Source organism: Actinomycetota bacterium, from assembly GCA_040881665.1.
Lineage (GTDB): Bacteria > Actinomycetota > UBA4738 > UBA4738 > HRBIN12 > JBBDWR01.
The window spans coordinates 1-20953 of sequence record JBBECT010000004.1 but is presented as its reverse complement, the minus strand read 5'-3'; the positions used below and the strand labels follow the sequence as shown (position 1 = coordinate 20953).

Genomic DNA, 20953 nt, shown 5'->3' with positions numbered 1-20953 from the left:
CTGCGTGCGGCGCGGGAGGTGCCGACCCTAGACCTGGGACTCGCGGATATCCACCGACGACGACACAGCCTGCAGCGCCGCAGGCGTTTCGCGTCGGGTGTAGGCGCGTCGGCGATCGGCGTCGTGGCGATGGCCGTGGCCGCCTCGTTCCTGCTCGGCCGGTCGTCACAGGGCCCCGCCTCGGTGAGCGAGCCCCCCCGAATCCTGCCCCCCGCCATCGCCGCGCCGTTGGAGGTCCTCGACGGCCAGTATTACTACGCGCGGGTCACGGATTTTCGCATCGGCGGTGGCGAGCAGTCCCCCGAGGGCACGATGACGCCATTGATCGAGAACGGCGTTACGGAAAAGTGGTGGGCACCCGACGACTCGGGACGGCTTCGCTACTCGGAACGAGACGACAAGACCTTCGGCCCGGGTGAGCTCCCCAGGGAGACGAACACCAGCCGATTCCCGACCGATCCGGACGAGCTGAAGGAGTTCCTACTGGAACGGAGCCAACCTTCGGGAGCCTCACCGGCCCCCGTCGTGAGTCCTCCTCCCGGGTCGGACCCCAAGGACGGGCAGCTGTGGCGCGCGATCACCGACCTGCTCGCGATGCCGAACGTCACCCCGACCCACCGCGCCGCACTGCTGAACGTCGCCGCAGAGCTGCGAGGTGCCAAGGTCGACCTCTCCGCAACAGATCCTGTTGGGCGGCCTAGTTACCGGATCTCATTTCACGCGGTGTCGGACGGCGTCCGACAGGAGCTCTTCGTGGATCCGTCCAGCCACGAACTCCTCGCGATCCGATCCTTCTGGGGTGGGGGTGATCAGGTCGGGGAGATTTCAGACCTGAAGGTCGTTGAAGAACTGGGCCTGGCGGATGCAACTGACTTGCGGCCACGGCGCTCGTCGATCCCGCGTCCGATCGATCCACCTTCGTCTGTGGGTACCACGGGCTAGGATCTCGGGTTGGATCAGCTCTTCGTCAGCGACGACGCATCCACACGCTACCCGGTCGGATGTCCATCCCTCGGCGCCGGGGTCCGGCACCACCGTCGAATTCTGGATCCCGTCCGCCCCCGCACCCTGAGGCGTTGCTTAGGCTGCCACACGCGGAGCTTCTGTGTGAGGACACGCAAGGACGGTGAGATGGTTACGGGATGAACGTGATCGACGGCAACGCGCTGGCCGAGGAGCTCAAGGCGAGCATCGAGGACGAGCTGCGGGTCTTGCGGCGCTCGGCGGTCCGGCCGGGGCTCGCCACCGTGGTGTTCGGGGAGGACTACGGAGCGCTCGCGTACGAGCGGCACGTCCACCGCCTGGCCGAGGAGCTGGAGTACCGGTACGTGCGAGAGCACTTGGCCCCGAACGTGGAGCTCGCGGAGGTCGTCGCCACGATCGGCAAGCTGAACGCCGACCCTCGGGTCACGGGGATCATCGTCCTGCAGCCGCTGCCCCCGCAACTGCCTGAGGCCGAGATCAACTCCGCCTTGGACCCGCTCAAGGACATCGAGGCGGTCCACCCCGTCAACGCCGGTCTGCTCGCGCAGGGACGCCCCCGGTTCATCCCCTCCACGGCGGCCGCGTGCTTCCACATCCTGGACTCCTACGCTGGGTCGCAAGGCTTCGATCCGTCCCGGTTCTACCGCGGACGAACCCTCGTGGTGGTGGGACGCTCCAACGGCGTGGGCAAGCCAGCCCAATCGCTCGGCCTCCAGCGCGACGCGACGGTGGTCACCTGTCACTCCGGAACAGACGAGGCCGGCCGCCTCGCCGACTTCACGCGCCAGGCCGACATCCTCATCGCGGCGACCGGCGTGCCGGCGCTGATCACCGGGGAGATGGTCCGCGAGGGCGTGATCGCCCTCGACGTCGGCATCAATGCCCTGAAGGATCATTCGACGGGAGAGGTCCACATCGTTGGCGACCTGGACTTCGAACGTGTCGGAGCCCGAGCGGAGGCGATCACTCCGGTCCCGGGCGGCGTGGGGCCGGTCACGGACGTCTGGCTCGTCGGGAACACCCTCGCTGCCGCGGCCACGGCGGCGAGGGTGGAGTCTCGCTTCGGCGAGCGTCGCTGACCGCGCTCAAGGGCCCAGCCAGCCCGGTGGCGGATCCGCGCCAGCTCCATGATCTCGAATGTCTCGTCCTCCCCGATCGCCTAGGCGTGCCACGCACCTCGGCCGTTCTGAGCGGCAAGAGGGCTCCCTCGGGCAGGCGCGCCCGCTCCATGGCTCCGCCCGCTCCGGTGCTGTGGCTAGTGCTGGCCGAGCCCTCCATCACTTCCAGCGACCGTGTCGTGAGCCCTTCCTTCGGCGGCCCCATCGGTGAGCACGTTCGGTAATGCCCGCGAGATCCGTCGTTCGCCGGAGAGGGGAACGGTCAACCCGCTTCCTCCGGAGCTGGGTCCTCGCGTTCTCTCGCGAGGGGTGCCGCGGCGCGGATATCTGGGTGATGGGCGCCGACGGCTCGAGCGCGAGCAATCTCCTTGAACGGCCGGGATACGACTTCGAACGGCCCGCGGACGTTCGATCGGAGGGCGGTGAACCACAGGACCCCCCGGGCCCGTATTCCCACGGATGCCACGAGGCGCCAACGAGAGGGGGGAGGGCATGGTGCGGATCGGGACTCCGAAGGCATGACGCTATATCTGTACGAGGCAGACACGGACGACACGAGCACGTGCTACGGCGAGTGCGCCGACGCCTGGCCAGCGTTGATCAGTGACGCCGCGACCGCGGGGGGAGGGGTGGTACGTGGTCGGTCGATCCCTCGGGCGCGCCCATCACGACGGCGGGCACGAGCGCCGGGAACTGATCCGAGGGATCGGCTGACCGGGGGGTGCTTCACTCATCGACAAGGAGGAGGTCGGAGATGATGTCAATTCGTATCCTGAGACACCGGATCTTTGTGCTGCTTGTCTTGGCTGCCGTGCTCGTTGCCATGCTCGGCGGCACGGCGCTCGCGCGTCAAACCATCCGGGCTCGCGACAATCGCTTCGCCCCCAAGCGAGTGTCGGTGTCCCGAAACGAAAGGGTCATCTGGCGAAATGCCGGGAACAACGACCACACCGTCACCGCGTTCGGCGGCGGCTGGTCGAAGGACGTCAGGTTGGATCCTGGTGAGACCACCCGCTTCAGGTTCGATCAGAACGGGATCTACCGCTATCGCTGCAAGATCCACGCCAACATGGACGGAAGGATCCGCGTCGGCTGAAGGGGAGACGACGAGAAGAGGCGCGAGAGTCCGTGTCGGGACCTGGGAGGGCCTGAAGAGCCCCTCCCACGGCGTCGGAGCGGTACCGCAGAATCTTTATGCCGCTATCGTGGTGACGTGACCTCGCCGCTTCGACTCGTGGAGTTCCCTGCCGACGACCCGGCCCGGGCTCGCGGGTTCTGGAGTGCGCTCTTGGACGTGGAGCTCGAGGACCGCGCCGGGGGTGAAGGTGAAGGCTGGCAGACTCACGGGGGAGGCTCCGCGCTCGGCCTCCACCAGAGGGGGTCGGGGCCCGGCGACCGGGTCTCGCTCCCATATTTCTCGGTTCTGGACATGGACGCGGCGCTGCAGCGCGTCCGCGAGCTCGGCGGTGAGGTCATCCACCCGGGAGAGCGGTGGAGCGTGTGTCGAGACACAGAGGGAAGCCCTTTCGGGCTCGCGTTCGACCTGCCCTAGCGCGGTAGCGGATCGTTGCGCCCGCGTCGGATCTCGCGGGATCACGTCTGAGATGAGACCTGTTCACTTTGGTCTGCTGTCGGCCCCTCGAGGGTAGGAGCGCTCCTCTTGGACCTCGCCGTTCTCCTTCTCGATCCGGAGTGTGGCCCGCTTCTGGAGGTTCGCGATCTGGGCAGCCGCTTGAACGACGTCCTCCTTGTTGTCGGCCCTGGCGATCACCCCGATCCTGGACTCTTTCGCTTTCCACCCACTCTTCTTCTTGCGCTTCGAAACCGTGTAGACCTTCTCCTTCGACACGTGAACACGCCCTCCTCTTGATGGCTACTGCCGAAATGGTCTCTTACCCGGACGGGCCGCCGCCTACACAAGCTTGCGCGGCCCGCGCCCTCGGTCGCGCGCGCGGCCGGAGTGGGACCCGCGCTACGCGCATCATCCGAGCCATTCGCGGGTACGTGCTTCCTATGTTCCTTCGATGGATCGCTCGACTGCTGTTCACGGCGGTGTTCATGCGCCTGGTTCGGCACTTCGCGGCTCGGCGCCGCATTCGAACCTGAGCCACCACGACCAGACCAAACTCCGAGACCTGAGGCCTTGGAGGCAGGCGTGCCCGGTCAGGCGGTGTGGCCCACGACTCGGTAGAGGTGCCAGCGGTCGGGGACGCCCTTCAGCTCGTGCTCGCCGGCATCCTCGAAGGTGAGTCCGGAGCCGGCGACGAGGTCCCTCACGGTCTGCGAAACCAACACCTCCGACGGCCCGGCGTTCGCCGCGACCCTGGCTCCGATCGAGACGGCCAGCCCGCCGGCATTGCCGTCGATCACTTCGCACTCACCGGTATGGATCCCCGCGCGGATCTCGATCCCGAGCTCTGCGACGCGTTCTGCGATGTCGACCGCGCACCGGATCGCACGCGCGGGTCCGTCGAAAGTGGCGTAGAAGCCATCGCCGGCCGTATCGACCTCGGTGCCGTCGAGGTGGTGCAAGGAATCACGCACGATCGCGTGATGTCGCTGGAGCAACTCCTTCCACTCACGGCCGGGCATCGCGGAGGACCGCTGAGTGGAACCAACGATGTCCGTGAACAGCACGGTGGCCAACACGGTGCTGTGCGCCGCCGATGGCCGTTCCACGCCGATGAAGTCGCGGATCTGCTCGACCCATGCGGGGAAATCCTCCGAGTCCCAGGCATCGCCTGGCATCGCGCGGACTTCGGCCGCGGGCATCCGGGCGGCGACGTACTCGGCGGTGTCGACGGCGTCCTTCCGTTCCTTGTGCACGAGCAGAAGCGTGGGAGTTCGCACCGCGTCGAGCACGTTCCGGACGTCGATCTCGGCCCACATCTGAACCAACTTCCGTGCGACGTCGGGCGTGCATGCGCCGCGGGTCCACCTCGGCATGTACGCGCCAAGTTCGGGAGGCATGACGTTCCCCAGGACTTCCTGATCCTGCAGGAATGCCTTCCCGTATGCCTCGGTCCCCCACAGGTCGATGAAGTCGAGCTCGCTTTGCAGGTCCTCGGGCGTCACGCCCCAGGGGAAGTCCTCGGCCCGCGCGTAACGAGGCGCCGGTTCGACCCAGACCAAGGCACGGGGGAGCCGCGGCCGCGTCGCGGCGGCAAGGATGTTGACCGCTCCCGTGGCGAGGACGCCGAAGAGCACGGGCCGTCGGACTCCGATCGTGTTCAGCACGGTCATGAGGTCGGACACGCGGGTCTCGAGCGTGGGGAGACCGACGTTGCGACTCGACAGCCCGAGGCCTCGCGGGTCGTGCGTGATCACCCTGGAGAACGAGCGCAGCTCGCGCAGCCAATCCCCCGAGACGGGGTCGTCCCATTCCAGGTCGATGTTGCCCGGCCAGTCGGATTGACTCACGACGTCGATCGGACCATCACCGTCCACCCGATAGCCGAGGTAGATGCCGTCGTCGGTCTTCGCGTAGCCGAACGTCGAGCTCGCCGTCACGGGCCGATATTCGCCTCGATGGTGACGGGGCGCAACTCACCGTGTGCGAAGTGCCTCTTCCGGCACCGTTAGAGCCCCGGATCGGGAGAGGAACTTCTCTGCGCATGACTCTCTTCGACCTGGCTCAGACTGCCGAGCAAGAGCAGAGACCGCAAGCGAGACCAACTCGCTCAGCTGTCAGACAGCGGCGCACTTGCAGGCTCTTCGAGTGCTTCGAGCACGCAGGCCTTGCGCAGGGTTTCCAGGTCCCCAGATTGTCGGCGGGCCTGGTCAGCGAGCCGTCCGCAGGCCGCTGTGTCGATGCCGCCTGGACCAGCAACGATGAGTGACTCCCACAGCGCCTCCTTCAAGCGCACCCCAGCGATCAGGCCCTCAAGCTCGATCAGCCGACTGAGCGGGGTGTAGGAGATGACCCCGCCGTTCAGCTTGAGCCGACTGACTTTCTCCATGCTCCAGGCCATGGCCATCTTGACCGTGCTCCTTTGCCCGCCGACGACCTCGATCATCTTCTCCAGAACGGCACGTTCTGTCTCCAGCTCTCTTCGAAATCGAGAGAGCACTTCCGAGATCTCAGGGCGGTCGCGGTTCTCGGACTGGCAGCGGTTAGCAAGCTCGGATGCCGCGATGGATCCCGCTAGGTGGTCGTTGAGATAGATCGGTAGGGGTCGCGTTTCCATGGGTCCTCTCACCCTTCGCGTCGGTATGACGAATGAGAGCCGCCAACACGTCACCCTGCAAGGAGCGACTTCTTGCGCGCGGCCATCCGGTCGCCCAGCTTCTCGATTTCAGCGGCATCCAAGACCTGCCGTGCCTGCTTGAACATCTCGCCTTCCTCTTCCTCGATGTGGTGCTCGATGTTCTCCTTCATGACCGTGAACTTGGCCCCCCATCGCTCGTCGTCGAAGGGCGTCTGCTCGATCTCCCCCATGATCTCGTCCACGACGTGGTGCTCCTCGTAGGCCTCGAGAGTGATCTCCTTGGTCTTGGCATGTTCCTTCAACGCGGGGTAGAAGATTTCCTCTTCGATAGCCTCGTGCACGGTAAGGTCGTTCTTGATGCGGGTCAGGAGCTCCTCCCGGGTCTTCACTCCGCGCTCTGTAGTGGAATCCGCCTTCTCCAGTAGCTCCTTGAGCGCGTCGTGATCGTCCTCCAACAGCTGGATCGCGTCCATCTCTCCTCCTCGCTGGTCGTCGGGAAGGCGGATTTCCCGGGCGGCGGGCCAATCAAACCCAAGGCCGGAAAAAACCTTCGGAAAAGGCGAAGGCCCCGAACCCGCTGGTGGTTCGAGGCCGCCGCCTTCAAGAGAGGTGCAGGATCCGCTGCCCGATCGCTCGGACCCGGCGGGACCGTCCCCGTACGCTCCCAACGGCGTTTGCGCGCGAGAAGGCCCGAGACGCAAAGGACGCACGAGTCGGTGAGACCTAGCGGAGAAGCAGGTTGGCCACGATGGTAAGGAGCACGGACAAGGCGAGAGAGCCCAAGATCATCATCAAGCAACCAAACCCGCCGCCAAGTGGTTGCACTTCCCAGTTACCGAATCGCATGAAGCCTCATCATCATCGGCTCCGCCTCAGAGCAAGCGGAGGGGGCGGCGCAATAGCCGCACCCCCTTCGCCTGCTACTCACCTACGAACGTCGTCCCGACCCGTCCTCACGTGATCCGAGCGGTCACGTCGCTTCAAACCGGCGAGGCCGATAAGGCCGAGCAAGCCAGCCAGCCCGAACAGGCCGGTGTCGCCATCGTCATTGGTGGCTTCCTCCGTCACCGACGTGTCCGTGTCCTGCGCTGTGGCGACGGCGCCACCGCCAAGCGTCAGGACGGCAGCCAGCGCCAAAGCAGTCAAGCTCCGTTTCATGTTTCCCTCCCCTCCGAATTCGTTTGCCTGGGCGCTGGCGATACCCGGCGGATCGTGCTTCAAACCAGCCTCGATGCGCCGGCTGGGTTCCCTGGCCGGTCGGAGCGGGCAAGCACCTCGTGGTGGACGCCGATTGGCAGGTAGAGAAGCGCAGCGCGTGAAAGTGGAGAGGTCTGCCCTCGGTTCTGTTGAGCCGGGTTGGTGGAATCCTCATGCTCGAAAGGAGGAACGGCATGCCGAAGAGCTGCCCGCCGGAGTTCCGGCGCAAGGTCCTGGGCCTGCTGGCGGCCTGCTGAGCCCGGCCGACGATCAGCCGGGACACGACATCAACCTTCAACGTGTCCGGTGCTGTCGCGGCCGGAGCTGCGTACGAGGCGCTACCGGTGTCGTCTCGATCGGCCTAGGCGTCGCGACCGGTAGCTCTCTGATCCTGTCGAGTGCGCGCTCGTTCTTTCCATCGGGGCTGAGGTCGTCCCATGATTCGATCTCTTCGATGGTTCGTTCCGCCCACGCGTGGACCGTGTTGAGGAGGCTGATGAAGAAGTCCACTGCCAGGGCGCGGATGTAGACCTGATCCTGGGTGACGGCGAGGCCTTCGAGGAACTCCTGTTTGACCTCTCCTCCGAAACGGAGCATCTCCCGGGCATCGTCTCGGACCTGATGGAGGGTCGTCACGATCTGATCCTTGGTGCCGAGAGGGGCCACGAAGAGTCGGATCATGGCTTCGAAATCCATGGCGAACGGAGACACCGGCGTGGAGAGCCATCCGCGCAGCGCCTCACGTCCCTCGTCCGTGATCGAGTACACGGTTCGTGCCCGCTTCCCGACGTAGTCCTTCTTCCCGGTCAGGAGGCCCATCGCAGAAAGCCGCTTCACTTCTCGGTAGATGGCGCTTTCGGCTCGCGGCCACACGTAGCGGAAGTAGCGCACCCGCTGCTGCGCCAGCTCGTAGGTCGACCAGGGATGCACCGCAACCTGGGCCAGAACCGCATACGAGGTCGTCGTCAGCTGCGTCGTCATCTCCCCCTTGACATACTCCAAACGCCAGTATAGATACTCCGATTGAGAGTATAGGCCCGGCCGGGTTGATCCACGGAAACCTTCCCGGTCGATCGGTTGAGGAGGTGGGTGGCATGGCCGCCCAACACGGACGTGAGTACGTGGAAACCCTAGTCATCGGGGGTGGGCAGGCCGGGCTGGCGACGGGCTATCAGCTGGCGCGGCGAGATCTGCCCTACAAGATCATCGACGCCAATCCGCGGATCGGGGACGCGTGGCGGAACCGGTGGGACTCCCTGCGACTGTTCACCCCCAACCGTCTCAATCGCCTTCCGGGGATGTCGTTCCCCGGGTACCACTGGGGGTTCCCGAGCAAGAACGAGTGGGCGGACTACCTCGAGTCCTACGCTCGGAAGTTCGACCTCCAGGTGGAGACGCGGATACGGGTGGAGAGGCTGTCGCGGGAAGGTGATCGTTTCGTCGCCACCTCGGGGGACCGACGGTTCGAAGCCGACAACGTGGTGGTCGCGATGTCGAGCTGGCAACGGCCCCGGATCCCCGAGTGTGCATCCGATCTCGATGCGCGGATCGTCCAGCTCCATGTCGCCGAGTACAAGAATCCGGGGCAGCTCCAAGAAGGTAGCGTCCTCGTCGTCGGTGCGGGGAACTCGGGTGCCGAGGTCGCCAACGAAGTGGCGAGAACGCACGAGGTGGTGCTATCGGGACCCAGCACCGGCGCGATCCCCTTCCGCCCCGAAAGCGTCGTCGCCCGCGTCCTCATGCCGTTCATCGGCCGGGTCATCTTTCACCGGGTGCTGACGACCGGGACGCCCATCGGAAGGAAAGCGCGACCCAAGATGATCTCGAGCGGTGAACCGCTGATCCGGGTCAAGCCCAAAGATCTCGCCGCACTGGGAGTGCAACGTGTCCCTCGGGTCACCGGTGTCTCAGAGGGACTGCCGCAACTCGAAGACGGTCGCTCCGTGGATGCCGCCAATGTGGTGTGGTGCACGGGCTTCCAACCCGGATTCTCCTGGATCGAGCTACCCGTGCTCGGACCGCAGGAACCGCTCCACGAGCGGGGGATCGTCGATTCGGAGCCCGGCCTCTACTTCATCGGTCTCAAGTTCCTCCATTCGGTCTCCTCGGAGCAGATCCATGGCGTCGGACGCGACGCCGACTACATCGCCCGCACGATCGAGGCACGGCGAGCAGTGCGTTCGGTGTCCGATGCCCCGGACGCGCGGCGCAACACCTCCGGCGCCCGCTGAGCCGACCAGCCGCGACCGAGGTGACCGAGTCCCGTTCGCAAGCGGGTCCGCGGCCCCGTCGGCCACCATGACCATGTCCATCATCGCAGGCGGCGGTGCCCTGGGTCAGCTCCGGCAGTGGTCTGTAGCGGGCGAACCGAACCCACCATCTCCTACGGTGATCGGGGCGTTCCCGACGTCGCGAGGGATCAGTCCCGTGATCGGACCCCCGTTCGCTTCGCTCGCCGGGGTCGTGTCCGTGCGGTTCGCGCCGTTGATCGCGGTGTTCCCACACGCCAACAGGGGCGTGACCCCGTGGACGTGGGCGAAGGCCACCCCTCCCGGTCCCGCAACCAGCCCGGCGGTCGTTATCGCGACGATCAACGCTCTCCTGGTCGTGCGCATCGTTCCCCCTTCTTCTCCCGAGTTGCCAGGGGTACGCACGTGATCGGGGAACGGTTCAGTCGTCCTCGCTCGATCCGTGGTCGTCGGCCCATGGGATCCCGTGACCCGGTCCCCACCAGGGATGCTCACGGCATAGCTCGGCCGCGAGCACTGCCTGATACCGCTGTTCCATGACGCTGAGCTCCACCAGCACGGCCCACCTCCTGTGAGAAGACCCGGTCGGGTCCTTCCTGACGAAGTCCGGGGAGGTAAGTGGCCCTGGGGGTCACACGAAACAAGGCACGCGGATCAGCAGGCGGCTCTAGGACCGCTCTTCGTGCCCCCTCTACTTTGCAAACGAGGGAGTGGCCCGAATCTTCGTTCGGGCCAGAGAGAGCTCCTTGCTATAACACCTTTGAAATCAGTGCGGACCTCTCTGACGGCGGCTACGACTGTTGAACCCTCGAATGCAATCTGGCCTGGCGGTGTGGAGTCGCTGGACTCGGCTGTCGGTCGGCATCGGCGTCATTCTTGGTTTGTGGATGGCTTCTTGCACCAGCCTCACGGAGAACCGCCACTTCGGGGTCTCTCGCTCTGGATCGTCCGCCTTCCATCCCTCATCGTGGTCCGTTCCCCCTGGGCGCCTTTGGCATAAGGGTTCACGGAGCTAAGCGCACTGCGAGACGCTTTCAACCCGGAACTGTCCGTTACTTTCAAGGAGGCCGACGAACGCGACCCGATGGCCATCGTTCCAGACGACGAAGTCATGCGGAACAATCTCTGCTGCCCCCATGGTGGACCCGGAAGCCGACGCCTGCACTGAGCGACCTTCACTCTCCTCACTAGCACCTTCGAGCACCGTGACGCCATCCTCCGTAGAGGTTTCATCCTCAACCAGCTCGAGGGAGTCTGTCGGCGTACGGATCAGTTCTAACGCCAGTTCGCTCTCAAAGAAGCCAGCGGGAGAATCGAAGCCTGCCGCTTCCCATTCTTGCGCTTCCTCCGGCGTGAGACCAACGGGCTCCCAAGAAAACTCGAAAATGCTCTCGCTTGTTGGAGCACCTTCGGGGCAGTCAAGTGCATTGGGAGATTCCCCCTCTGCTTCGGACGCCACGATGATCGTCGCTGCCAGGACTGTAATACCCCCGACCAGCGCTGCTGCAGCTAACCACTTGCTCCTCGTCCCGAGGCGCTCCTTCGATATGCTCATTAAGGGTGCCCTAGTCCGCAACGGGATGCAATCGAAGCCATGTGCTCCGCGGGACGAGATATGTCTCCGTAACAGCGTCATGCAATCGTGGACCTGACCCGCGAGAATCCGTCCACCTTAATATGAGTGTTCCTTGCCAGCCCGATAGGCGAGGAGGAACGACCATGAAAGCCCGGCGTCGCGCCTGGTGGTGGGCGCATCGCTCAAGGCGGGCGTGGGCGCCGGGAGGACGGCACGGGAAGGCCCAGATCAGGTCCGCATCACGTCCGATCCGCCGCTCTCCGTTCACACTCCATCCGTCCAGCATCACCCGGAACAGGACAGCCCCGGAACAGGACACAGCATCAGTGCCCCCGGCAGGAGTCGAACCTGCGCACACGGTTTAGGAAACGCGGTGCGCGGCGTTTTGTGCAGCCGTAGAGGGGGATTCTCTGACGGCTGGGTTCCTGGTTCCCCACCCGCATTGAGGCTGGTGGGGAGGGCTGGGTTGCGTCATAGAGCAATGCCACGAGAGAATGGTAGGACCGGGGACGACTGCACGTAATCGCGGCGTATGAGAGGCCAGCAGGATCTGTGGTCACCCGGCTGGCTCTCATGGCCGGAGACGGCGTTGCCGCGATTGAGGACCCGCGATTGGGAACGGCAAGTCCATCAGGGTGAAATCGCCCCTCATGTGTGTGCTGGAATTCCAGTCGATTCTTGTCAGGAGCAATCCGATCGTCCTCGCCGGGCGGGAGGAGGAGGCTGCTGAGTTCAACTCTCCTTGCCCTTGCTGGTGGCTTGTGCAGCCACTCGAGCCTTGCAGGCCCGCCACTCTGCATAGACCCAATCAAACAGCCCGTCGTTGTGGCCTGTCCGAGCACACAAGATCGCCGGCCGTGAGTGATCGCGCTGTCTGGAGTGAAGGACAACCCACATGACATCCCCCTTCCGATAGAAGGAGTGCGGGGTGTGGGCCGCTAGACGCTCAACTTCGATTCGTAGTGCGTGGCCCGATCGATCTCGGGCCGTCGCTTCCCCGCGGCGCCACTGCTCTTCAACCTCGGCAAGGTACTCCCGTGTTCGATGTCCGTACAGCTCAAGGATCTCCTTGGGTGCCGAGGGATCCAGGAGGCAGACGGTCACCTTGAAGTTCTTCGTTGCGGCGAGTTCGCACACCATCTGGGCGTGTGCCGCAGACCAGGTTCTGGCGTGGGGGACGACGATCGTCATATCTCCGGCGTTGCTGTCGACGAAATCCTTCCAATCAACATCCCGCACGCTATTGATCTCCAGTATCCCGGCCCGGGTGAGGTCAATCGACAGCCTGTGTGCGGCGAGCATCTCCCGCGTCACTGATCTTCGGAGCCACACCTCATATGCGATGGTGCCAAGACCGAGTGTGAAGAGCGCCGTGCCGACGCTACTCACCGTCTGGCTGGAAACACCTTCAAGCCACGCTTCCCCCACCCAGGCACAGGCCACACCCGCTAGGAAGAAGGCGAGTCCAACCGCCACCACTCGCAGCTTGACGTTCTCTGCATAGAGGGGTCCTTCTGCATTGCGCACGTCATCACCCCGCGTTCGTGTGGGCTCCCAGGCGCTGACCATGCCGGGCTAACACCCTGTGGGGCTCAGATACCACTTCCCGACGAGGGAAACCAGGTGACCATTCGCCATGCGTTCTACGCAACCGAGCTCGAATGTGGTGTGAAGGGCCCACCCTCTGTTTCCCCCCTTGTTCGTGATCAGCACAATCGGTCAACTCATGGACGGCTCCGCCTGGGGCGGCGAAAATCAGCCGACCTGTCACTGCGGTATCGACCTCGGTCGGCCCGGCCGGGACCACTGCTGGAAGCCTCACGGCCCCCAGATGATCGCGGCCTTCGTTGAATGGATCGAGTCGCTGCCGACCGGTTGCCGCGGTGAACCCGCCGATTGGTGGAGCAATTCACCGCACCGTCTGCTTGCAACCGGCTTTGTGCCTGGCCCACCCGACCCCCTCGGGTGCCTGAGAATCCGCTAGTGAGTGCCCCCGGCAGGAGTCGAACCTGCGCACACGGCTTAGGAATCTCACAGCACCGTCTGCTGCAACCAGTTTTGTGCCTGACTTCAGGGGTCCTCGGGGCTTCGCATGAAAGCGCTGGTGAGTGCCCCCGGCAGGAGTCGAACCTGCGCACACGGTTTAGGAAACGAGGTGCTTCAGGAGTTTCGTGCCGCCGTAGAGGACAAGCGCCAAGAATCACGGAATCCGCGTCCCCGGGGCATCGAGGCAGCCAGACGTTCCCCATTTGCTCTACAAAGCAACGGCCGACGAGGAGGGAAAAGCTCGGCCGACGGCACACAACCAAGTGTGTGATTCAGGAGGGGGTAGCGCCGTCCTCATGTTAGGCGGAGGCTGGAAGATTTCTGAATAGTGCTCGCAACAACGGACACGCAACCCTCAGCCGAACCGAGCCCTTCGGGGTCCCAGCGATCCAGTCGGACGTTTGTTGGCCCCTGCCCGGTGAAAAGCGCGTGCTGGCCCCTGCCCGGTAAACCCCACACGGGCCTTGGTTCCCGCACGACCCGGCCTCCGTGGTCTGGCTCGCGCCCCCCACAGCGTTAGGTTTTCAGCCCACCGGCCGGGCAGGCACCAACCTCAATCTACTTGCCGGTTCCGACACGCCTGCGCCCAAAGCAGGAGGAAGGACCCCGAGCTGCACTGAGCGCAATACGAGCCGCTGGTTTTCCCCCCTGCTGATTGCCGTGTTGCTCGGCACTGGGCAGGTGCCGAATCGTGGAGCAACGTCCCACAAGCTGGGACTGTTACGCGCCAACGGGCGTCTTGTCCGCAATGTGTCCTTGATCCGATCCTGCGAGCAAAGGCGAGCATCGCAGGCTCTCGCGTTGACGTCGAGGCATGAACTCGGCTAGGAAATGGACCATGGCAGACCCTGGGATGGTCGAATCGCACCTGTGGCGAATCAAGTCGGTCTTGGGACGGATTGACGCGGTCAGCTACCAGCGGTCGCCTGTATGGAGCGGCCTTGACGACCGTGACCTCGAGACACTCTTCGATCACCTTGAGAACGCGGACGAAGCCGCGCTGGTCGCATTGCGAACGGGTTGCCCCAGCCAAGTCTTCGATCCGGATTCAAGGGCCTTTCATGAGATGGAGAGGCGCTATCGACTCGAACAGCCGGAGAGCCGCGAGCAGCTGCAAAATCAGCTCGCCGACGCTCTGCTGCTGATCGGCGCGATCCGATACCTGGCTGACCATGACGCGGTCCCGGGGGAGAAGGACCCCGCGACCTTCTGGGCTGCCCTCGAGGAGACGCAGGCGAGTCTCGAAGCTTCGATCCACCTTCTCGACCCATCCTGGTTCAGCAGTCGATTGGCTGACGAGAACGATCCGGATGAGCGGATTCAGCTGGCGGCGCGCATCGAGGGACACGAGACGACAAACGAGCGAATGCGAGAGATCAACGCTGGTCAATCTCTGGTGACTAAGGCGTCTGCCTCACTTTTGGCAGTGGAGGAGCGAGACGGTGAACTTGGCTCGGATCTCCGACATCGGCTGGGCGACGGTACGCTTGCGCTAGAGGAAGTAATTCCGGCTGCTGTCGCAGCCGGGATCCCGGAGCCCCAGGCTCGAGTACTCGCTGCATTCCTCCGCATGTGATGTTCGCTGATCAGGCCTGTGTCGGCATCGTCGACGTCGCGGAATCTGATCGGGGGCGTGCTTCGTTCGCAACGGCGGCGGTGCATCCCAACTCCCTATTGGGAATCACTCTTCTGCTTGCCCGAAACCCGCCACCAGGTAGCGCCGCAATCGAGGCACGCCATGTCTCCTGTCTGCGCCCCCGCTGCTGTGATGCCTACATTCCACAGCCCGCGCTTGCGTGGGAGAGCGAGACCTGCTCTGATGTCTCCGCCACCCAGGATCCTTCCTAGGGAGCCTCGGGATGGTCCGACACCCTCGCCGTTGCAGGCGTCGCCTGGCTGAATCGCCGTGGCGGTGAGGGCTGCCCTCGATTCGTCGCCCTCCATGCCCGTGCCCCCGCCCCTAACGGGCGTTGTGCCGGCCGTTCGGGGAAAACGGAAACGGGCCAAGAGCCCAGCCTTTGCGGGCCGCCTCTGTCTATTGGCGGACACTCGACTTACTACCTGGACGCGATAAGGTCGCATTGTTGTCGTTTCCAGGAAGGGGTGCCCGCTGCGATGGCTTCGTCGTACAGGATTCGAACGCGCCTGGCACTCTTGCGACCGGTGAGAGGCGAGGCCCGAGCGGTCGTGCTTGACGAGTTCCCGCAGGCGCAATTCTCGGACACGGAGCTCGAGATCGACCTCGACCTCACGGCGCGCTCACGTCAGGAGGCTGCAAGTGAAGGCCTTGCCCACGTCTTCGCAACGCTAGACCGTGCCGACCTGACAGTGGGAGAAGACATCTCCTTGGAAACCTTTGGCGCCGATCTCGGAGAGTCGGCCGACGACGAAGCAGCGACCTGACCTCAGACGAGCCGTTCTCCGCCTAGGAGCCCCTAGGTCGCCTGCGCGTCGATGGGCGAGGGGACCGCGTCCAACTCCAGGAGTGGCGCGAGGACGTCAGGCGGCTGAGGCCGCATGAATAGGAAACCCTGAGCGCTATCGCATTCCAGCCTACGCAGTTGTTCGAGTTGCCCCGGTTCCTCGATCCCTTCTGCAACGACGCTGAGATCGAGCGCTCGTGCCACACCCATGATCGCGGCGACGAGGTCCGAGGCACTCGCTTCCTTCCCAAGCTCGCGCACGAAGGAGCGGTCGATCTTCAGCTCGTCGAGGGAGAACCGTTGCAGGTAGGCGAGCGAGGAGTACCCGGTCCCGAAGTCGTCCATGCTGATCGCCACGCCGAGACTCCTGATGGAATCGAGCACGCTTGCCGCCGTCTCCTCCCGCATCAAGGTGTTCTCGGTGATCTCTATGCACAGCAGCGATGGGTCGAGGTGCGCTTTCCGCAGGGCCGCGGCCACATCCACGGCCAAGCCGGGCTCGGATAGCTGTCTGGGAGACAGGTTCACGGAAACCCGGATCGGGTTCCCCTGCGCGCTCCATTCGGCGGCTTGTGCGCAGGCTTGCTTCAGAGTCTGCAACCCGATCGGCACGATCAGACCGGTCTCTTCGGCTAGGTCGATGAAGACCCCGGGCAACAGCAGGCCTTTGGTCGGGTGATGCCACCGGATCAGGGCCTCCGCGCCCACGATGCGGTCGGTCTGAAGGTCGATGACCGGTTGGTAGACGAGCCGAAGCTCGTCGGTGTCGATCGCGCGGCGAAGATCGTTCTCCAAGCCGAGGCGGGTGGTAGCCCCTTCGCGCATGGCGTCTTCGAAGTACTCGTAGCGAGCCTTGCCGCGCTGCTTGGCGAGCGCCCGCGCCGTGTCGGCGTCCGCGAGCAGACCGGCGGCGGTGCTCTTGCCGTAGCTGCCGAGAGCCACGCCTGTGGAGACCGAGATCGTTACCTCCCGCTCCCCCTCGTGCACCGAATTGCCGAGGGCTTCGCTGATGCGCCCTGCTACCGCGCCGGCATCCTCACGGGAATTGATGCCTTCACAAAGGACGACGAACTCATCTCCGTAGAAGCGTGCGAGGGTATCGCCGGGTCTGATCGCCGAGGCGATCCGGTGAGCGACCTGGATCAGCATGCGGTCACCCACATCACGTCCCAGGCTCTCGTTCACCAGGCTGAACCGGTCGATATCGATCGAGAGCACGGCCACAAGGTCGTCGTCGCGGCGCGTCTGATCCAGCGCATGCTCAACACGGTCGAGGGCGACGGCTCGATTCGGCAACCCGGTGAGCTCATCGAACATCGCTCGTTGACGCAACTCATCCTCGATACGCGATCGGGCCGCGAGTAGGCCGTTGAAGGATTCGACGAGTTGGCGGACCTCCCGAGGACCCTCGGAGATGACCGGTTCCGGCCTTACTGCCTGTCCCGCTCTCTCCACGGAACGGGTGAGACGGCGGAGAGGACCTCCGATGCGTCGGTTGACGAACAGTCCCAATGCCAGCGTCACGGCGAGCGCAAGGACCGTCAGACCTATTTGCTCCCACAGTTGTGCCCGAGCACTCGCAAGAGTCGCGGACTCGGAGACACCTGCGATCACGGTGAAGCCGGTGCCGCGTGCGGGAACGGCGCGGTAGAAACGTCTGACCCCGTCCAGTCCGGCAACCGCATCCTCTGACGGACTCTGAAGGTCGGCGCCCGATACCGGAGCACCCCCGGTCGTCGTTTCCGAGGAGGACACGAGTCGTTCCGTAGCGGTCCAGGTCACGTCGAACGCCAGAGCCGCTCGGCTTCCGTAGGTCGACTGCATGGCAGTGGCAACCTCTTCCACCGGCAGCGCGTAGACAACCAGGCCTGTGGCCCGGGCCGAATCGCCGATGACCGGCGCGGCGAATGCGATCGAGACCTTCTGGGTCGCCGGATCCAGGAAGGGCTCCACAGCGACCGCTGATCCATCCGCGGGGGCTCGTGCCCGCGAGAACCAGGCGAGCCCACCGTATTCAATGCCCTGGCGATAGATCCGCTCCGCCGCGGAGGAACAGAACAAGGATCCATCGCGATCCAGGAAATGGATCGATCCCTCGGGGAAAAGCCCGGTCCCGCCGGCCGTGAGCGAACACACTGATCCCTGCTCGTCGATCGCGCCGAAGACCTGGATTACCGAGGGGGAGGCCGCCGTTCCGGCTGTGAACCCGCTCGCTTCCTCCATCCCCTTGGCCAGGGAGTCGGCCGCGAGTTGCGCCTGGAAGGCCGTGTCCAACCCGGATTCCCGTCGCGCCTGGTTGAAAGCGTGCGAGGTCTGGTAGGCCCCGACCCCGATCAGGGTGACTGCGAGCACGCCAACGATGGCGATCAGGTACGCGCGTACCGAGAGCGCAGGCGAGGGAGCGTCCGTGGTCTCGGACGCCACCGGCGCGTCGCTGCTCATGATCTCTCCCACTCGCGCAGGCTGTTCGATGTGGCCGACGATCGCTCGCCGCCTCCACGATCCGCGGCTGGATGCATCACAGAGGCAGCCACAGCTTCACCGTCGTTCCTGCGCCTGGGAGGCTCCAGATGCGGCAGGACCCACCGACCTCCTCGGCCCGCGATCGCATGGCAGCGAGTCCGACCGCGGCGTCAGACAGATCCGATGGCGAGAGGCCACATCCGTCGTCAGCGACCTCGACGTAGATCCCGCCGTCGCGCTCGTCGAGCGAAACGGAAACGGTCTCCGCTTCGGCGTGCTCTCGGACGTTGTCGATCGCTTCGCGCGCGATGCCGAGCGCCACGCCATACAGGCCCTCGGGGGGCTGTGAGGCCAACCGATCCTGCACGGACCACTGGTACCCGCAGGTTTCGGCGTGGCGAGCAAGGAGTCCCTCGATCGTCACGCCGAGTCGGCGGCGCTCGAGGGCGGGCGGTCGGATCTCGAATACCAGGTCGCGCAGACCCTCGATGCCGATCTCCACAGCATGCTCTAGCTCGTCCAATGCCGCCTGCCGGTGCGGGTCATGGGTGTCCCGGCGCAGGGTCGCGAGCTGCATCTGCGCCGCGGTGAGTCGCTGGAGCGCTTCATCCTGATTGGCGGGATCTGCCGGATCGAGCGCTGGGACGGGCGGGACCGGCGCACCGTATGCGGCGACCAGAGCCTCGTGTATCAGCTCCGGCTGCGACCCCTTAACGAGGTAGTCGATGACCGACCCATCCTCGGTGCCGCTGCGAAGCTCCGGCTCGTCGTAGGCCGACAGGATGATCACTTGCGTGTCGGGTTGGTGCTCGCGGATCAGCCGCGCGGCCTCGAGGCCTCCGAGCTGCGGCATCCGCAGGTCCATCAAGACGATGTCTGGGTGAACCGCGTCCGCTTGCTCCACAGCCTCCCACCCGTTGCCGGCCTCGCCCACGATCTCGACGGCGTAGTCAGCGAGCAGGCTCTTCAAACCCGCTCGGAAGAAGTAGTTGTCGTCGGCGAGCAGCACGCGAGGCCCGGTGTGCGGCAGTTCCGCCGTCCCTGGTTCCATCCCGATCATCACCCCTGGTTGGGTACCGTCGGATACCCAGAATCGGGTACGCATGCTCGTTATCGGCACTCCACGACTTGAGATTGAGCCCTCGCGCAGGGTCTCGCCTTCGGCATCCCCTGAAGAACTACATCCGTGTAAGATAGAACGTCCCAGGACTCGCCTGAATGAAGGAGGAGGACCAGCTGCCGTCAGGAGACGGCAAAAGCGTCTCCGGGCGGGACCTGACGGAGATATTCGACACCCCCTAGGAGGTGTGGTGAATGCCAAGAGCAGGAAACGGGGCCGACCGGAAGGCTCAGTCACACTCACTCCGGAGATTCAAGCTACCGTCGTTTCGCTCATCCGCGGAGGAGTCTTCGCAGGAGTAGCCGCCCAGACGGCCGGCATCTCTGATCGAACATTCCGCGACTGGATGGCCCGGGGCGAAGACAATCATCCCTCGCGCTCTTCAACTCCAGAACTCCGCGCGTTCGCCGAAGAAGTCCGGATGGCCCAAGCAGAGGCTCGAGCGGGTGCCGAGGCACGCATCTACCGCGACGCTCCGAAGTATTGGTTAACCCACGTCGCCCGCAGCACGAGTGACAGTCCGGGCTGGACCCAGTCCTCTGGGGAGGCGGTCGACGGCGACGAACTCGTGCAGGGGATCGAACAGCGGCTCGACGAATTGGGTGAGAGGAGGGCGAAGAGGCGCTCCAGCACGACACCTCCGCCGGCGGATGATCCCGCAATCGCGGCGGATGGCGATCGGAGCGATCCGTGAGCACTCCCTCCGATTCCACGATCCGCGACCGCGTCGTCGAGCTCGTTCGCGTTCGCGCCGGTGACCTTGTTCCCAACGCCAAGAACTGGCGTCGTCATCCACAGCGTCAGCGAGACGCGCTCCGGGGCCTTCTCGAGGAGATCGGCTACTCGGATGCGCTCCTCGCCCGCCGCCAGGGTGATGAGCTGGTCCTGATCGACGGACACCTGCGTCAGAGCTTGGATCCGGATCAAACGGTGCCGGTCCTGGTTCTGGATGTCGACGAGGCCGAGGCCGACAAGCTGCTCGCGACGCTGGACCCGCTCGCGGCGCTGGCGACCCCCGACTCCGAGGCACTCGAGCAGCTGCTGCGCGGTGTCACAACCTCTAGTGACGCCGTGCTTGACCTGCTCGAGGGCATTCGATCCGAGGCGGGGATCGATCCACCCCCGCTCCTGGTCGATCCCGACGAGATCCCCGAGGCCCCAGAAGAGATCACCGAGCCCGGCGACCTGTGGCTGCTGGGTCAGCACCGCCTGCTGTGTGCAGATGCGACCAAGCCCGCCGACCTTGCGAAGGTGCTCGAAGGTGAGCGCGCGCAGCTGCTGTGGACCGATCCTCCCTACGGCGTGAACTACACCGGCAAGACGCCCGAGGCGCTGCGGATCCAGGGCGACCATGCCGGCAGTCTCGAACAGCTGCTAACGGACGCCTTCGCCGCGATTGATTCGGTCCTGGAGCCCGGCGCTGCGTTATATGTGTGCCATCCGGCCGGGGAGCGATCGGTCGTGTTCCTGCAGGCCTTCTGCGCGCAAGGCTGGCGCCTGCATCAAACGCTCGCGTGGGTGAAAGACTCGTTGGTGCTCGGTCACTCCGACTACCACTTCCGACACGAG

22 protein-coding genes are annotated in these 20953 nt (G+C 64.8%); 11 read left to right on the top strand and 11 right to left on the bottom strand.

The genetic code is table 11. The features are described 5' to 3' along the window. Window positions 1–18: 18 nt before the first annotated feature. From WEF05_01145 to WEF05_01125, 5 genes are all read left to right on the top strand, one after another. Window positions 19–942: a hypothetical protein gene (locus tag WEF05_01145; GenBank protein MEX1100504.1), complete on the top strand. Its 924-nt coding sequence runs from the start codon at window positions 19–21 to the stop codon at window positions 940–942. A gap of 200 nt (window positions 943–1142) precedes the next feature. After that, window positions 1143–2063, top strand: a complete 921-nt coding sequence (locus tag WEF05_01140) for a tetrahydrofolate dehydrogenase/cyclohydrolase catalytic domain-containing protein (protein ID MEX1100503.1) — start codon at window positions 1143–1145, stop codon at window positions 2061–2063. 557 nt (window positions 2064–2620) lie between these two features. Continuing rightward, window positions 2621–2860, top strand: a complete 240-nt coding sequence (locus tag WEF05_01135) for a hypothetical protein (protein MEX1100502.1) — start codon at window positions 2621–2623, stop codon at window positions 2858–2860. Continuing rightward, window positions 2857–3198 (top strand): cupredoxin domain-containing protein, encoded by a 342-nt coding sequence (locus WEF05_01130; protein MEX1100501.1) that lies wholly within the window; start codon window positions 2857–2859, stop codon window positions 3196–3198. Before WEF05_01135 ends, WEF05_01130 begins: the two co-directional genes overlap by 4 nt. 117 nt (window positions 3199–3315) lie before the next feature. After that, window positions 3316–3654 carry a VOC family protein gene (locus WEF05_01125; protein ID MEX1100500.1) on the top strand — a complete coding sequence of 113 codons (339 nt, stop codon included), beginning with the start codon at window positions 3316–3318 and terminating at the stop codon, window positions 3652–3654. A gap of 63 nt (window positions 3655–3717) precedes the next feature. Here the strand turns inward: WEF05_01125 and WEF05_01120 are convergent, their stop codons facing one another. The 6 genes from WEF05_01120 to WEF05_01095 all read right to left on the bottom strand — a co-directional run bounded on the left by WEF05_01120 (window position 3718) and on the right by WEF05_01095 (window position 8488). After that, window positions 3718–3951, bottom strand: a complete 234-nt coding sequence (locus tag WEF05_01120; protein MEX1100499.1) for a DUF2188 domain-containing protein — start codon at window positions 3949–3951, stop codon at window positions 3718–3720. A 314-nt stretch (window positions 3952–4265) separates the two neighbouring features. Next, window positions 4266–5612, bottom strand: a complete 1347-nt coding sequence (locus WEF05_01115; GenBank protein MEX1100498.1) for an adenylate/guanylate cyclase domain-containing protein — start codon at window positions 5610–5612, stop codon at window positions 4266–4268. 170 nt (window positions 5613–5782) lie between these two features. Next, window positions 5783–6289, bottom strand: coding sequence for a hypothetical protein (locus tag WEF05_01110; GenBank protein ID MEX1100497.1), 507 nt, complete (start codon window positions 6287–6289; stop codon window positions 5783–5785). Window positions 6290–6339: 50 nt separating this feature from the next. Further along, on the bottom strand, window positions 6340–6783 hold the full coding sequence (locus WEF05_01105; GenBank protein MEX1100496.1) for a hemerythrin domain-containing protein: 444 nt from the start codon (window positions 6781–6783) through the stop codon (window positions 6340–6342). A gap of 451 nt (window positions 6784–7234) precedes the next feature. Then, window positions 7235–7531, bottom strand: coding sequence for a WGxxGxxG family protein (locus WEF05_01100; GenBank protein MEX1100495.1), 297 nt, complete (start codon window positions 7529–7531; stop codon window positions 7235–7237). Window positions 7532–7801: 270 nt separating this feature from the next. Continuing rightward, window positions 7802–8488 carry a PadR family transcriptional regulator gene (locus WEF05_01095; protein MEX1100494.1) on the bottom strand — a complete coding sequence of 229 codons (687 nt, stop codon included), beginning with the start codon at window positions 8486–8488 and terminating at the stop codon, window positions 7802–7804. A 113-nt stretch (window positions 8489–8601) separates the two neighbouring features. On the opposite strand from WEF05_01095, the gene WEF05_01090 reads away from it, so the two are divergent. Both WEF05_01090 and WEF05_01085 read left to right on the top strand, forming a co-directional pair. Then, window positions 8602–9738, top strand: a complete 1137-nt coding sequence (locus WEF05_01090) for an NAD(P)-binding domain-containing protein (protein MEX1100493.1) — start codon at window positions 8602–8604, stop codon at window positions 9736–9738. A gap of 196 nt (window positions 9739–9934) precedes the next feature. Beyond that, the gene (locus tag WEF05_01085; GenBank protein ID MEX1100492.1) at window positions 9935–10165 is read left to right on the top strand and encodes a hypothetical protein; all 231 of its coding nucleotides are present in this window, start codon (window positions 9935–9937) and stop codon (window positions 10163–10165) included. Window positions 10166–10177: 12 nt separating this feature from the next. Here WEF05_01085 and WEF05_01080 read toward each other — a convergent pair whose 3' ends face one another. The 3 genes from WEF05_01080 to WEF05_01070 all read right to left on the bottom strand — a co-directional run bounded on the left by WEF05_01080 (window position 10178) and on the right by WEF05_01070 (window position 12901). After that, the gene (locus WEF05_01080) at window positions 10178–10315 is read right to left on the bottom strand and encodes a hypothetical protein (GenBank protein ID MEX1100491.1); all 138 of its coding nucleotides are present in this window, start codon (window positions 10313–10315) and stop codon (window positions 10178–10180) included. Between the two features lie 453 nt (window positions 10316–10768). Continuing rightward, entirely contained in the window at window positions 10769–11311 is a 543-nt protein-coding gene (locus tag WEF05_01075; protein MEX1100490.1) for a hypothetical protein, read from the bottom strand. Between the two features lie 753 nt (window positions 11312–12064). Then, entirely contained in the window at window positions 12065–12901 is an 837-nt protein-coding gene (locus tag WEF05_01070; protein ID MEX1100489.1) for a hypothetical protein, read from the bottom strand. Window positions 12902–14216: 1315 nt separating this feature from the next. Between WEF05_01070 and WEF05_01065 the strand changes: the two genes are divergently transcribed. Together WEF05_01065 and WEF05_01060 are read left to right on the top strand one after the other, a co-directional pair. Continuing rightward, on the top strand, window positions 14217–14954 hold the full coding sequence (locus WEF05_01065) for a hypothetical protein (protein MEX1100488.1): 738 nt from the start codon (window positions 14217–14219) through the stop codon (window positions 14952–14954). 611 nt (window positions 14955–15565) lie between these two features. Further along, window positions 15566–15781, top strand: a complete 216-nt coding sequence (locus WEF05_01060; GenBank protein ID MEX1100487.1) for a hypothetical protein — start codon at window positions 15566–15568, stop codon at window positions 15779–15781. A gap of 32 nt (window positions 15782–15813) precedes the next feature. Here WEF05_01060 and WEF05_01055 read toward each other — a convergent pair whose 3' ends face one another. After that, window positions 15814–18243 (bottom strand): EAL domain-containing protein, encoded by a 2430-nt coding sequence (locus WEF05_01055; protein ID MEX1100486.1) that lies wholly within the window; start codon window positions 18241–18243, stop codon window positions 15814–15816. Between the two features lie 76 nt (window positions 18244–18319). Next, window positions 18320–19315 carry a response regulator gene (locus WEF05_01050; GenBank protein ID MEX1100485.1) on the bottom strand — a complete coding sequence of 332 codons (996 nt, stop codon included), beginning with the start codon at window positions 19313–19315 and terminating at the stop codon, window positions 18320–18322. A gap of 259 nt (window positions 19316–19574) precedes the next feature. On the opposite strand from WEF05_01050, the gene WEF05_01045 reads away from it, so the two are divergent. Both WEF05_01045 and WEF05_01040 read left to right on the top strand, forming a co-directional pair. Next, window positions 19575–20078: a hypothetical protein gene (locus WEF05_01045; protein MEX1100484.1), complete on the top strand. Its 504-nt coding sequence runs from the start codon at window positions 19575–19577 to the stop codon at window positions 20076–20078. Then, window positions 20075–20953, top strand: an 879-nt coding sequence (locus WEF05_01040) for a hypothetical protein (protein MEX1100483.1), incomplete at its 3' end; no start/stop codon positions are given. The genes WEF05_01045 and WEF05_01040, both read left to right, overlap by 4 nt.

Excerpts from the sequence above, each read along its gene's own strand:
- WEF05_01075 (MEX1100490.1), bottom strand. The coding sequence starts at position 11,311 with ATGAGCATATCGAAGGAGCGCCTCGGGACGAGGAGCAAGTGGTTAGCT.
- WEF05_01135 (MEX1100502.1), top strand. The coding sequence starts at position 2,621 with ATGACGCTATATCTGTACGAGGCAGACACGGACGACACGAGCACGTGC.
- WEF05_01140 (MEX1100503.1), top strand. The coding sequence starts at position 1,143 with ATGAACGTGATCGACGGCAACGCGCTGGCCGAGGAGCTCAAGGCGAGC.
- WEF05_01070 (MEX1100489.1), bottom strand. The coding sequence starts at position 12,901 with ATGGTCAGCGCCTGGGAGCCCACACGAACGCGGGGTGATGACGTGCGC.
- WEF05_01095 (MEX1100494.1), bottom strand. The coding sequence starts at position 8,488 with ATGACGACGCAGCTGACGACGACCTCGTATGCGGTTCTGGCCCAGGTT.
- WEF05_01065 (MEX1100488.1), top strand. The coding sequence starts at position 14,217 with ATGGCAGACCCTGGGATGGTCGAATCGCACCTGTGGCGAATCAAGTCG.
- WEF05_01050 (MEX1100485.1), bottom strand. The coding sequence starts at position 19,315 with ATGGAACCAGGGACGGCGGAACTGCCGCACACCGGGCCTCGCGTGCTG.
- WEF05_01105 (MEX1100496.1), bottom strand. The coding sequence starts at position 6,783 with ATGGACGCGATCCAGCTGTTGGAGGACGATCACGACGCGCTCAAGGAG.
- WEF05_01130 (MEX1100501.1), top strand. The coding sequence starts at position 2,857 with ATGATGTCAATTCGTATCCTGAGACACCGGATCTTTGTGCTGCTTGTC.
- WEF05_01110 (MEX1100497.1), bottom strand. The coding sequence starts at position 6,289 with ATGGAAACGCGACCCCTACCGATCTATCTCAACGACCACCTAGCGGGA.
- WEF05_01090 (MEX1100493.1), top strand. The coding sequence starts at position 8,602 with ATGGCCGCCCAACACGGACGTGAGTACGTGGAAACCCTAGTCATCGGG.
- WEF05_01055 (MEX1100486.1), bottom strand. The coding sequence starts at position 18,243 with ATGAGCAGCGACGCGCCGGTGGCGTCCGAGACCACGGACGCTCCCTCG.